This window comes from Sulfidibacter corallicola (genome assembly GCF_017498545.1).
In the GTDB taxonomy this organism is placed as follows: Bacteria; Acidobacteriota; Holophagae; order Acanthopleuribacterales; family Acanthopleuribacteraceae; genus Sulfidibacter; species Sulfidibacter corallicola.
Genome location: NZ_CP071793.1, coordinates 217,952 through 231,111, shown reverse-complemented (window position 1 = coordinate 231,111; position 13,160 = coordinate 217,952). Strand labels below are relative to the sequence as shown.

Annotated in this window: 8 protein-coding genes and 2 CRISPR repeat arrays (1 of these 10 cut by a window edge); all 8 genes read right to left on the bottom strand. The window is 57.4% G+C overall.

Features of this window, described 5'->3' with window-relative positions; translation table 11 throughout:
- Positions 1-2,293: a CRISPR direct-repeat array (repeat unit 37 nt; unit sequence GTTTCAATCCTTGTTTTAGTGGATGTTTGGGTTCGAC) (it extends 227 nt beyond the left edge of the window).
- A gap of 291 nt (positions 2,294-2,584) precedes the next feature.
- Genes cas4 through J3U87_RS00625 form a run of 8 tightly spaced genes read right to left on the bottom strand, consistent with a single transcriptional unit; the run spans position 2,585 to position 11,125 of the window.
- Positions 2,585-3,163 (bottom strand): CRISPR-associated protein Cas4, encoded by a 579-nt coding sequence (gene cas4 / locus J3U87_RS00660; RefSeq protein ID WP_237381092.1) that lies wholly within the window; start codon positions 3,161-3,163, stop codon positions 2,585-2,587.
- Entirely contained in the window at positions 3,160-3,444 is a 285-nt protein-coding gene (gene cas2 / locus J3U87_RS00655; RefSeq protein WP_237384465.1) for a CRISPR-associated endonuclease Cas2, read from the bottom strand. Before cas2 ends, cas4 begins: the two co-directional genes overlap by 4 nt.
- The gene (gene cas1, locus J3U87_RS00650) at positions 3,444-4,454 is read right to left on the bottom strand and encodes a CRISPR-associated endonuclease Cas1 (RefSeq protein WP_237381091.1); all 1,011 of its coding nucleotides are present in this window, start codon (positions 4,452-4,454) and stop codon (positions 3,444-3,446) included. Before cas1 ends, cas2 begins: the two co-directional genes overlap by 1 nt.
- Positions 4,451-5,146 carry a CRISPR-associated endonuclease Cas6 gene (locus tag J3U87_RS00645; RefSeq protein ID WP_237381090.1) on the bottom strand — a complete coding sequence of 232 codons (696 nt, stop codon included), beginning with the start codon at positions 5,144-5,146 and terminating at the stop codon, positions 4,451-4,453. Before J3U87_RS00645 ends, cas1 begins: the two co-directional genes overlap by 4 nt.
- A gap of 58 nt (positions 5,147-5,204) precedes the next feature.
- Positions 5,205-7,721, bottom strand: a complete 2,517-nt coding sequence (gene cas3, locus J3U87_RS00640; protein WP_237381089.1) for a CRISPR-associated helicase Cas3' — start codon at positions 7,719-7,721, stop codon at positions 5,205-5,207.
- Positions 7,708-8,418 (bottom strand): type I-B CRISPR-associated protein Cas5b, encoded by a 711-nt coding sequence (cas5b, locus tag J3U87_RS00635; RefSeq protein WP_237381088.1) that lies wholly within the window; start codon positions 8,416-8,418, stop codon positions 7,708-7,710. Before cas5b ends, cas3 begins: the two co-directional genes overlap by 14 nt.
- The gene (cas7b, locus tag J3U87_RS00630) at positions 8,406-9,278 is read right to left on the bottom strand and encodes a type I-B CRISPR-associated protein Cas7/Csh2 (protein ID WP_237381087.1); all 873 of its coding nucleotides are present in this window, start codon (positions 9,276-9,278) and stop codon (positions 8,406-8,408) included. The genes cas5b and cas7b overlap by 13 nt, the downstream gene beginning before the upstream one ends.
- Positions 9,275-11,125, bottom strand: coding sequence for a TM1802 family CRISPR-associated protein (locus J3U87_RS00625; protein ID WP_237381086.1), 1,851 nt, complete (start codon positions 11,123-11,125; stop codon positions 9,275-9,277). The genes cas7b and J3U87_RS00625 overlap by 4 nt, the downstream gene beginning before the upstream one ends.
- A 397-nt stretch (positions 11,126-11,522) precedes the next feature.
- Positions 11,523-12,799: a CRISPR direct-repeat array (repeat unit 37 nt; unit sequence GTTTCAATCCTTGTTTTAGTGGATGTTTGGGTTCGAC).
- Positions 12,800-13,160: the final 361 nt, after the last annotated feature.

Genomic DNA, 13,160 nt, shown 5'->3' with positions numbered 1-13,160 from the left:
CTTGTTTTAGTGGATGTTTGGGTTCGACAGGTTTGGAAAGAGGGTCTCCGTCGCTGTGGTATGTTTCAATCCTTGTTTTAGTGGATGTTTGGGTTCGACAAGAGGATCCAAGGCTCCCTTGAGCGAACGGACGAGGTTTCAATCCTTGTTTTAGTGGATGTTGGGGTTCGACCAATGTGTTCGCCCCCACCCTTTCGGAAGCCATCGCGTTTCAATCCTTGTTTTAGTGGATGTTGGGGTTCGACAATTCACCCGCATCATCAACCCTTTGCCAATCATATCGTGTTTCAATCCTTGTTTTAGTGGATGTTGGGGTTCGACATATGTCTGTGGTCTATCTCGCGAAGCAGCGCGGGAAGTTTCAATCCTTGTTTTAGTGGATGTTGGGGTTCGACAGCCTCAAGCACTAATGTATCTTGGGAGCTACATCAGTTTCAATCCTTGTTTTAGTGGATGTTGGGGTTCGACAATTTGAGGCAGAAGATAACTATGGTGATAGAATCAAGGTTTCAATCCTTGTTTTAGTGGATGTTGGGGTTCGACATTTAGAAGGTATCGAGACTGAACATTTGTTATGGGGTTTCAATCCTTGTTTTAGTGGATGTTGGGGTTCGACTCGTCGAGAACCGGCTTGCCGGTTTCGGGATTTTTGGTTTCAATCCTTGTTTTAGTAGATGTTGGGGTTCGACATCCAGCGCCTGATGGACGGCCACGCGGTCCTCGAGGTTTCAATCCTTGTTTTAGTGGATGTTGGGGTTCGACATACCATTTATATATACCTGGAATCAAAAAAATGGCGTTTCAATCCTTGTTTTAGTGGATGTTGGGGTTCGACACGGCTAGTGTGGATGCAATTGCTTCTTTGAAGTTAAGTTTCAATCCTTGTTTTAGTGGATGTTTGGGTTCGACCATTGAACATCACGTTTGTCCACCGTGCAGTTCTGATGTTTCAATCCTTGTTTTAGTGGATGTTTGGGTTCGACTGTCGATCCCCAGGGGCGAAAGCTCCTGGAAATTTGTTTCAATCCTTGTTTTAGTGGATGTTTGGGTTCGACTCGCACATTCGACCGTGATTCTTCTGTGGCTGCTCCGGTTTCAATCCTTGTTTTAGTGGATGTTTGGGTTCGACTTTCTGAGGTATTTTAGCCTAACCCTTTTATTATGTTTCAATCCTTGTTTTAGTGGATGTTTGGGTTCGACATTGCGACCTTCGCAATGAGATCAAGGCCGTCAAGGTTTCAATCCTTGTTTTAGTGGATGTTTGGGTTCGACGTTCCCCAAACGTGCCCTTTTGATCCCAAAACCAGGGTTTCAATCCTTGTTTTAGTGGATGTTTGGGTTCGACAGACGCCCATGGGACCATCCCTGATAGGGTGAGGAGTTTCAATCCTTGTTTTAGTGGATGTTTGGGTTCGACCTGGTATCACGGCATCTGTTTTCGGTGCGGGGGACGGTTTCAATCCTTGTTTTAGTGGATGTTTGGGTTCGACAAGCTCGGCAATCCCGAGTTTGAGGAGTACGTCGTGTTTCAATCCTTGTTTTAGTGGATGTTTGGGTTCGACACGTATCCGGTCGGTAATATTCATCCATCCAACCGGGTTTCAATCCTTGTTTTAGTGGATGTTTGGGTTCGACCTATCAGCAAGAAAGTAAGCTGAGTAATTCCTTTGTCGTTTCAATCCTTGTTTTAGTGGATGTTTGGGTTCGACCGCTAAGCACAGCGTAAGGGTGTGCGGATAGGCAGGTTTCAATCCTTGTTTTAGTGGATGTTGGGGTTCGACATCGATTTTTTTAAGTCCGTGGTATTACGAACTTTGTTTCAATCCTTGTTTTAGTGGATGTTGGGGTTCGACTATCGAAAAAGATTTAATAAATTGCATCAATAAGTTGTTTCAATCCTTGTTTTAGTGGATGTTGGGGTTCGACGTGACTGGGAAAGACGAGGCGCTCAATGGAAACATCAGTTTCAATCCTTGTTTTAGTGGATGTTGGGGTTCGACGGTATATAATGAAAATATCAATGCCATTATATCATCAACGTTTCAATCCTTGTTTTAGTGGATGTTGGGGTTCGACAGCCAATACTTACCTGGAAAGCTTCTCGCTCGCCATGTTTCAATCCTTGTTTTAGTGGATGTTGGGGTTCGACAATTAGATCTTCAAGAATTAACTTATTCTAGCATTGTTTCAATCCTTGTTTTAGTGGATGTTGGGGTTCGACGGGATTCCCGGTGATTCTTGGTCGATATCACGATAGTTTCAATCCTTGTTTTAGTGGATGTTGGGGTTCGACGCCGATTCATCCCACCTCGCTTATTTTAAACATGTTATCAAATTTCACTCCTTGCGTTTTCCACCGATTTCGGGGCTGAAGTTCGGTGAAAACGGCCCGTTTTCGGCCACTTTCCGTAACTTTTTCTTTCGCTAAGCCATTGCAACCATTCATCTTTCACCGTCCCCACCGATCGAGTTCCGTAACGTTTGTCTGATTTCTTGCACTATCGCTTCAAAATCACCCGTTGCGCCGCCTTCCGACGAACCCTGGCATTCCACCAACATGCCTCGCCATCTCGGCCCCGCCCGCTCATCCCGGACACAGGTTCCGATAGCAGCAATCGAGGCATCGTCTCTTCGAGGAGGTCGCCTTCGGGAAGCGGCCACCCATCACGGCCACCATCTCGGCGTGCAGGCGCCACAGGCCCTCGAAGTCGCGGGCCGTCAGCGGGATCTCCACCAACTTGTTGGCGCTCCGCGTGAACACCAGGAAGGCCCGATCGACCTCGGCCCCGTAGATCGCGTGAATCAGCATCCCGTAGATGGCCGCCTGCGTCCGATACGTGGCGTAGACCCGCTCCCGGTACTCGGCGAATTTCCAATCGAGCGGCGCCATCCGGCCATCCGGGAAGTGCAGCACTTCGTCCACCACGCCGCGAAACGGCAGGTCCGGCCTGCCGAGGTAGACGTTCAGCCGCTTCCCTACCACGCCCAGCCGCTTGCGCAGGTGGCCCCGATCCTGGCGCTCCTTGGCCGCGTGCACCGTCCGCCCCTGCCGAACCTTGAACCGGAGTTCCTGGCTCTCGGGGATTTGCAGCACTTCGCCGAACCACAGAAACCTGGGGCAGAAGCGGTACGCCAGCACCTGCGAGGCCGTGAAGGAGATCACAGGATCAGCTCCCGCACGCGGTCGGAGACCATCGCCTTGTCGAACGCCACGCCGAGCACGTTCCCCTTGTCGAAGGAGAGCCGCTCCATGGGGAACAGGAACACCGAGTCACAGCTTCGGTCCATGGTCGCCTCCAACTCCAGCCGCAATTGATCCAACTGGTTGCGGTTCAGCTCGCCCACGTACACCGATTTCTGGATGCGGTAGACCCCCGCCCTCAGGCAGATCTTCGCCATCCGGCTCAAGCGCTTGGGTTCGCAGATGTCGTACATGACCCACACTAACAAAGCACCACCTCCACGTCCTCCGGAACCGCTTCGGCCCCCTGCAGCAGGCGCTGGGCAAAGCCGAAGGCCGCCAACTGGATCTGGTGCCGCCACGCGACCCGGCGCGCGCCTTGGCGGACCTTCTCGTCGAAGGTCTGGCCCAATGCCGAAATCACCAGCGCCTTGCCCTCCTTGTTGAGGATCACCCCGTTTTCCAGGTCGTCGAACATCGACCGGTTCACCTTTTTCCCGCTGAACAGCCCGAACACGGAGCGCTCGATCGGCACCCGGAACGGCTCGATGAAGTCGAACACGAACGACGTTTGGTTGTACCCGTCGCGGTGGAGGAACCCCACGTGCGGGTCCAGCCCGGCCACATGGCAGGCCTTCTCCACGTGCCCGTACAGGACACCGTAGCCGTAGTTCAGCATGCAGTTGAACGGGTCGCGGGCGGGCCGGAACGAACGCCCCTGAAAGGGGAAGGCGGGCGGCATGACCCACGCCAACGCCTCGAAATACACGCGGCCCGCGCTGCCCTCGTGGCCGCGCATCTTCCCGGCCAGGTCGGCGCCATGCCCCTCGAGCGCGGTCAAGCGGGTGCGCTGGCCGTCGATCCGCCCCATCGCCTCCCGAATCGCCGCCGCCTTGGTCTTGCGACGGGTGGCGAGGTCCGCCAAGAACGCGAGGCGCGCCGCCAGTTTCGCATCGATCCAACCCCGCGCGAAGCCCAGGCCGCTGCCGTCGTGGGCCGCCGCCAGTTGGCGTTTTCGGATCCGGGCCGTCGAGCCCAGCGCCGGTTGCCAGATCCGCCCGGTCGGGTCGCCGAAATGATCCAGGAACAACACGTCGATTTTGTGCTTCAGGGCCAGGACCACCACGTCCGAGGTCAGCCGGAAGCGGGTGCCGATCAAGATCCGTTCGACCTTGCTCGGGCTGAATTTGTGTTTCTTGCCTTCGACCTGGACTTCGAACATGCCGTCCTTGACGTGCAGGAAGCCGCCGTCGCCGATCAGGTTCAGGTTCACGGTACCTCCTCCCGTTCCCGGTCACCCTCGGGCGCCGCCCGCACGGCGCCAAACCCTCGGGAACAACTCTTCCCCAGACCGAAACCGGTGGGGATTCGGTAGTTGATCCAGAAGGTCCCCACAAAACCGGTCATCGACTGGTTTTTGAACCCAACGCTTTTGGGCGTGACCCGAAGGCGTGCCGTCAGCCGTTGCTCGAGCGTGAGCAGGTAGTCCAGGCCCTTGCTCATGCTGATCAGGTTGCCGACGAGCGTCCGGCCCAGCAACTCCTGCCGCCCGGCGGCGTCGGCGTCGCGCCACAACCGGTGGTTCCGCTGGTTGAGCGCCAGCCAGGGGCTGGTGAACCGGTAGCGGATCGGGTCCGAAGACCATCCGAACCGTTCCGTGCACTGGGTGATGCGTTTTTCCCGGAGCGGAATCACCTCGCCCTTCAGCACCAGTTCCCGCAGGTTCAGAAACAGGCCACACAGGGTGTCGCCGCCCTCGCCGATGCCCAGCACTTGGACGCGGTCGCCGTCGACCCGGTACTGGACCAACGGATAGCCATAGCGCAGGCCGCCGTCGGGTTGGTGATTGTGCAGCAGCGCTTGGTCCCGGAACCGGTTGCCCAGGTCCCCGCGGATCCGCTCCGCATCTCGGGGTTGCAGGCCGGGAAGCTGGAATTCAATTCGGGCGACATCGATTTCGTTCATGGGCACATCCTTGTTTTCGTGGAAGGTTGGACTCGAGCTGGCGACGCATGGAGAACGCTCAAAGGAACGCATCGGCCCGCTCCCGCACGCCGAGAACCGGATCGTAGTGGAAGCACGCCTCCGGGTAGGTGTCATTGTCTTCGGATAACACCGCCAGCTCGAAAAAGTTCGCGTCTTTGGCATCTTCGTCCGAACGGCGCTTGCCGCGGACCGAAACGCGGTAGTCTGCCATGTCCCGCACCAAGGCCTTGATCGCCAGCCTCTTGGCAAAGGGATCGGCGGGATCGGGTTCGGCGTCTCGCGCCTCGTGATAGGCCCGCAAAAGCCGCTTGGCCCGGGCATCCCGTAGCACGAAGACGCTGGTCGTGTCCTGTTCGTCGATCAGTCGGAACGGTTCGATCGCCGGTCCGGCCTTTCCCTCGGCGCCGATCCGACCGTCGACGAAGGCCTGTCGGTAGTGGAGCGTCTGCATGGCGCGAAGTACATCACGCGAGTCCTTGTCACTGGTGTCTTCGCGAACCAGTTCGTAGTAACGCTGGGCCAGATCCAGAAACGCGCTCTCGCGGAACTCGTGGCGACCATCTTCGGTGAGGAGCACCCGCGTCTTGTGCACCAAGTGACTGCCGTAGACGCGACACCCCACCGACCTCCCGTTCTCGACCAGGTCGAACAGGAACACGGTGCCCATCGTGTGGTTGTTCCGATTGCAGCGCCCCGCCGACTGGAACACCGCATCGAGCGGCGCCAATTGGCGGTAGACGCGGTCCAGGTCGATGTCGACACCGGCCTCGACCAACTGGGTCGACACCACGATCATGCCACGCCCCTTCGAGGCTTTGATGGTTTCGATGGCGCACATGCGATCGCAGGGCGCGACATCCCCCGAAAGGAACACCATCGGTCGATCGGGGTGCCGTTCGACCAGATCTCCAAAGAGGTCCGCGGCGGCCGCGCGCGTGTTCACGATGACCAGGGCGCTCTGATCGGGGTGGTTCTCGAAGTCGCGCGACAAGTGCGCCACCAATTCCGAAGGTTCCATCGGCTGTCGCAGAAGTGACGAATCGAGGCGGATGCGGTCCAGGGCCGCAAAGATTTCGGCCTTGTCGGGGACCAACTCGCGGATTTCGCCCTCACTTTCGGAGAAAATGAGCGGCATGGTGGCGGTCACGAGAATAAAAACCATTTCCAGGCGTGCGGCCATCTCGCGGAGCACGTAGCGAACCAAGGTCCAGTACTTGGCGGGAATGCTCTGCACTTCGTCGAGGATCACGACACTGCCGGCGAGGCTGTGCAGCTTGCGCACCTCGCGGTTCCGATGGGTCAACACACCGTGCAGGAGCTGATAGAAGGTGGTGACGCTGAGGTGGGCCTCGAATTGGGAGATCAGGTATTCACCGCGGTAATCGTCGATTTCGCCGCGGTCGTCCCGCGCGCGGTAGCGAAGTTCGGCCAGGTGGTGGAAGAGGAGCAGGTTTTCCGAATGGGGCTGACGCCCGCCGGCCTCGATCATGTCGGCCACGATGCGACCCACCTGATCGATCACGGACGTAAACGGCAGACAGTACACGATCTTGTTCAGACGCGGCTCGCGGGCCACCAGGCGCAATGCGGCGTTGAGCACGGTGAAGGTCTTGCCGATGCCGGTGGGCACATTGATCGAATAGAACCGTTGCCGCTCCGGGTCCACCTGGGTCAGCGCGTCCTCCACTTGGCGGTAGACGCGTTCGCGCAGGCGGTTGATCGGCGTGTCCCGTGCCTGCAACGCCGCCTCTTTGAAGCGCGTGACCAGATCGGCCGGCAACGGCGGTTCCTGGCGGCGATAGATCCGGCCGTCGAAGATACATTCGCCCTTGTCGCAACTGAGCAGCACGCTGTAGAGCAGGCTTTGGTCGAAAAAGGCGGCCAGCGGCGCCTCCCGTCGATCGGCCAATTGGCGCACCCGGCGTTTGACCGCCAGCCGCCATCTGGCACCGCGCATCGCCGCGACGGATTCACGGAACCGATCGTGGGTGAAGGCACCGACTTCGATGCCGTTGGCGCGCAGGATCCGATCGAATTCGGCATAGTCCAGGTGGGCGCTCATGGTGATCAAGGCCCGTTCCAGGGTCACGATATCGCCGCCCTGTTGGTGGACGCGCTCGACGTGATTGGGCGCGACCATCATTTCGGAAAAATTGCCCAGGTGCCCGTGGTGCTTGAGGACGGCCAGGTACACGTAAAACGGTTCCCAGGCCGCCTCGCCGAACCAGTCGCGAGCGATCGTCCAGGCCCAGATCGCGGAAAGCCGCGCGTGGTTCTTGAGGTACCCCAACCGACGTTCGAGCCGGCGCAATGCACCCGACTCGATCTCTCCTTCCCGATGGGCGGCCACGGCTCGGATATATTCCTGAAAAAAGGTGGTCGCCTTGCCGAGGTCGTGGAGGATCAGGGCCAGGGTCAAGGCCCGGAACAAGGCCTCACGCAGGTTGAGCGGCTTGGCCACTTCCCGGCCGTTGACCAAGACCATGGTCAGGTGGTCGACGAGCAGTTTGCCCGGGTGGGAGAGCAGCCGGAAACCGCGTTCAGAAGAAGACAAGCGATTCCCCCGTGGACAGACGGTTGAACTGCGAGAAACGGCCTCGGAGCGTGCGACCGTTGCGATCGAAGATGAATTCGGTGAATCGCTGCACCACGCGCTGGTTGTTCATCACGTCGGGCAGGGTGGTGGTGAACAGTTCGCGGTGGCGGTAGTCCATGTCCGACACCGTTTCGGTGGGGGCGATGCTCGCCAGCTCCGCGGGCCCGCTGCCGGATTCCACGACTTCGGCGTCGCCGATCCAGCGGTAGTTGGCCAACGATTCGGCGTTCCCGAAGCTCAGGGTGTACACGCTGCGATGGTGCACCAACAGGTCCCGCAGCGCCTTGTGCTCGTCCGGATCGGGCAGATGTACGAAGAAGCGGAAATGGGGTTCCACCAGCAACTCCTGGTTCGTGGGTTTGTGTTCCTTGAACCGCGCGAAGTGGCTGGTGCTGGTGGTCTTCAAGTAGTTGATGCCCAAATTGCGGCGCCGCACGGGATGGCGCAGGCGAAGGGCCAAGCGGGCATCGGCGTAGAACTCGGGTGCGCGTTCACGGTCGACGCCGCGAATGGCGGCCAACATGCCCCGCATGGTGGTGCCAGGCGGGATCGGGAAAGTCCTCGGGGACATGTTGGTGTAGGGCTTCCGGAAGAACCCGAAGTCCGCACGGAAATCGGCGATCAGGACCCGGCAGCCCGGTTTCAGCGGTTCCATCCCACCACCTTCAGCCGTTCGTCCTGACGGATTTCGATCGTCTCGATCCGGTCTTCGTGTTTGGCCAGCTCCTCGGCCAACGCGCTCAAATCGAGAAGGCCGTCCTCGTGTTTGCGAATCGCCTCGTCGTCCAGCTCGGAACGGAACCGCACGAGATGGTCCAAATCGCCGATGAAAAAGTTCGGGTCCCCATGGCGGAGACGCAGCAGGAAGCGCGGCATGTGCCCCATCTTGCTTCGAGACAGCAGGTTGCGCGTGCCCTCCCACATCGCCTCGTAGAAAAGGTCCACGTCGTCGCGGCCGAGGCCGGTGTGTTTGGCGGCGTGTTCGTTGATCACGCCGTAGAAGCAGATCAGCGAGTAGGGCAGGATGTATTCGTCGCGGAAGGTGTTCTGTTGATTGCCGTCGGAAGAGGCGAACGCACCGGTACCGCGCAGGTGCATGAGGTGTACTCGATGCAGGGAGCGACCCATTTTCAACTGGGCGGGCCCCGTGAAGGTGAAGCTGCGCTTGTTGAGGGGCAACACACCGCCGAACAGGCGGATGTCGATGCACCGGGCGAGGATGGCCTCACTGTCATCGCCGAAATCCTTGACGCGCGCCTTGCCGTCCTTGATACCGGTCCCCTTGTCGCTTGCGGTTTGGCGCACGAAAATGTCGCGCCCTCCCCGGCCGTCGTGACCCATCGCGTCGTGGAAGTGATCGCGGATGGTGCGTTTCAGGCGCACGTCGGTGACCAGATTGAGGCCGCTCGCCTCGTCGATGCGGGGCTTGTTCTCCTCCAGGGGATCGCCGTTGGGATTGGCCATGGTCACGTCGTAGAGGAACAGGAATTCTTCGCGGTGGCTGATGGGTGTCATGCTTTGGCTCCTTGCGGCTCGTTGGCGTTTTCGGTGGATGTTTCGGTGTCGTCGGCCTTTTCGGGTTTGGGATGGACGCGCAGGTGGAGCGCCATGCCCAGGGTGAACAGGTAGGCACACTCTTCGGGTTTCATGCGATTCAGCTCGTCGCCCGCCGCGAGCACCATTTCCGCAACCGCGTGTTCCAGCGGCTGATAGGCGCGGTCGTAGCCGTAAAAGGTCAGTTTGGCCTTCATTTCGGGCCACAGCATCCGCAGTCGGCGCGGATCCAGTTTGAGGCCGTTGAGGCGGGTGAAAAAGGGACGGTTCTTGAGGCGCCAGTTTTGGATGTCCAACAATTTCTGGCAGTAGGTTCCTTGAAGGAAGACCGCCTTGCGGGCGGCCGATCCGTCGAAAAAGGAACCATGGGTGTCGAAGAAGGCTTGGTAACGGGAGTCCATGGTCACGTCCTTTCGGTGGTAGGTTTGCCGGTTGGCGAGCAGGCCCAGTTCGAGCGACAGCTCGAGCAATGCCAGGCATCGGGTGGCGGGCCACAGCAGGCCCTGGTTCGCGAAGTGTCGGCGCCGCAACAAGGCGACGATGTAGGTGAGCAGAAACCGCTCGTCGAGCGGTTCCTCCATGAGAAGCGCCCGCACGGTGTTCAGGAACCCGCTCCGGTGTTTCCCTTCCCGCTTGTTTTCGGGGAAGATGTCCTTGACGATGCGAAAGGAGAAGCGCAAGTCCTGAAGGGTCTTGTCCTTTCCTGGCAGGTCGCGGTAGCTCGGGCGCCGCGCGACGCGGTCGATGGCTTCCAGGAGGCGGCGGTTGTAGTGGGGGAAGATATCGTCGACGGACGCCATGATCTCGAACTTGGCCTTGTCCTCGCGAAAAAAGACGAGGGTGTAGCACGCCCCCGCCCGCTCTTCGGCCAAGAGCGCCAGAAGATCCGTTGCCAGGTCCCCGTTGGCGCGGCCCACGGCACCGACCGAGCGGCGGCCGAAGTCCTGGAGCAGGGCGACCATTTCCTCGGCGGTTTCCCGTTCGCGGAGGCCCAGGAACCGAGGCAGCAGGAAATAGTCGTAGCCGCACATCCGAAAGTGGAAATGCTTCCGGAGCAGGCTCTTGCCGGCGAGCATGGTTTCCAGGGCGGCTTTGGAGACGGGGAAGTTCTTCCAGGCCTGGGAAAGGTCGAACCCGCCGCTGATCGAACCGAACTCGGTCTTGGCGCTGTAGCAGTTGAACACGGAGGCGTAGCCCCAGACTTCGGCCGCCCGCGCGCCCCGGAGCGCGCACACCTGGTCGCGACCCACGTGGCGCTTACCCTTGTGGCTGTGGTATTCGGCGAAGGGGTCGGCGCGTAGCCGGGCGATCGCCTCCTGCATGAATTCGGACCGGGCCAGGTCTTGGCCATTGAGGTGGAACGCGAGGAGAAAGCGATCCAGGTCGCGGCACGCCTCGGCCAATTGGTCGTGGAGGTCGGGGTCGTGGTTCAAGAGCTCGGCGATGCCCGCCAAGGCCGGGAATTTCGCGAGCACGCGGTGGAATTTGCCGCCGACCTTGCTCTTCGCGAAGTTGACGGCGCCCTCGACCCACAAGTCCTTCTTGTAGACGTCGATGGCGGGAAAGTCGGCGGTCGCGTTGGCCTTCGGCGGCCTGAAGAGCACGCGGTCCAAGGTGGTGTCGGGGTCGATTTCGGCCGCGCTGACCCGCACGAACCGCCAGGTCCCGGTGTGGGGGTCCTGGTCGAAGTGCAGCAGGCGGAGGTGGGTTCCGGTGTAGCCTCGGTGGATGTTGAGGGGATTGGGCGTTTCCACGTCGCGGGCTTCGGAGCCGGCGAGAGTGCCCAGGTAATAAAGTTCTTCCAGCATGGCAGCCTTCGATTCGAGATTGGAGGAGGTCCTCATCGAAGGTTGCGTAATGGAGGCTGGGTGTGACTCGGGAATTGGGAGAAAAGTTGAGAGGGGTCTGTTTCGGGGTGGGGATTTGAAGGGGTAAGTTGTTTTTTACCACAGAGTTCGCGGAGTTCACGGAGATTGGAAGGACGGGGATTGGGGAAGGGTTGTCGACGCAGCATCCTGGGTCGCGGAGAAAGGGTTCTGGAGGCGGAGTGGTGCTTCGAAGGCGAGCTTGGAGTTTCTTGGAGGTGGTCGAGATTGGCTCACGGGAACTGGCCGACACACCCAAGCATGGTGGTGCTATTGGCCTTGGCTCGGTGGAGGTTGGCCTTCGTGTCATGCCTGGCAACCGCTACAAGTGGATCGGAGGGTTTCAATCCTTGTTTTGGTAGATTTTGGGCTTTGAAGATGATTGCGGCACACCTCGCGGCAAACCCTCGATAGTTTCAATCCTTGTTTTAGTGGATGTTTGGGTTCGACATGGTAAACAATGTCGCTTCGTTCAATATTGCCGAGTTTCAATCCTTTTTTTAGTGGATGTTTGGGTTCGACCCTTCATACGACGGTAAGGCCCTGGAAGAGTTCCGGTTTCAATCCTTGTTTTAGTGGATGTTTGGGTTCGACCGTTCGACGGACGGACGTACTATTTCCGTGACTACGTTTCAATCCTTGTTTTAGTGGATGTTTGGGTTCGACAAAACGAGGCGCACCAAATCGCGCTTCAATTGTCTGGGTTTCAATCCTTGTTTTAGTGGATGTTTGGGTTCGACACGAAGCTCGTCGCCAGCGAACGGGCTTGAAGAAAGTTTCAATCCTTGTTTTAGTGGATGTTTGGGTTCGACTGGATATCAAGACGAAGTCCTTCGGGTGGCTCTACAGTTTCAATCCTTGTTTTAGTGGATGTTTGGGTTCGACTCATTATGTTCCATTGGAACAGGAGGTGGTGGAATAGTTTCAATCCTTGTTTTAGTGGATGTTATTGTTCGACGCGCGTGATCGGGTACGATACCGGCCCGAAAGATTGTTTCAATCCTTGTTTTAGTGGATGTTTGGGTTCGACAGCAATAGCTGAAGAGTGTCATAAAGAATATGAACTGTTTCAATCCTTGTTTTAGTGGATGTTTGGGCTCGACATTGTAGTTGAGCAATTTAATGATAGATTTGATGATGTTTCAATCCTTGTTTTAGTGGATGTTTGGGTTCGACAAGCTATCGCCTTAAGCTTAGAAAAGAAGCATGGCATGTTTCAATCCTTGTTTTAGTGGATGTTTGAGTTCGACACGACGAAGAAGGCGGTGACGAGTGATGCCATACGCGTTTCAATCCTTGTTTTAGTGGATGTTTGGGTTCGACAGAGTGCCATGTGTGCATTGCGGGTGCAGTGCTGGCGTTTCAATCCTTGTTTTAGTGGATGTTTGGGTTCGACACGGAGTTCCCATGAAGCGCTCATTCGAAGATTACCGGTTTCAATCCTTGTTTTAGTGGATGTTTGGGTTCGACTCATGTAGCTGGTTGGCGAATTATTGCAGGGGTCGAGTTTCAATCCTTGTTTTAGTGGATGTTTGGGTTCGACAAGCGTATGGAGACGCTTTTAATCACGAAGTGATATTGTTTCAATCCTTGTTTTAGTGGATGTTTGGGTTCGACAGCCGATTCAATCTACCGCACTGCAATCAAACATGTTATCAAATTTCACTCCGCGCATTTTCTCTCCATTTTGGGGTCAAAAGCAGGGAGAAATCGCCTGATTCCGGCTACTTTCCGTAACTTTTTTTCTCGCCAACCCACTCTCCCTATGCAACTTATCTCTTCCACCAACGGCCAGCCCCGGAAAATTTCTCTGATTTCTCCAGCCATCCAACCGCAGACTCCCGACGATCGAGCTCTCTTATTCTCGCAGACCTCTATTATAGAATACCGTCGATCGAGGCAGGTTCACGACTTTTTCAAAACCGACACTATATTTCCGGACTCCGTGAACTCCGCGTACTCTCTTGAAACAAAGTGG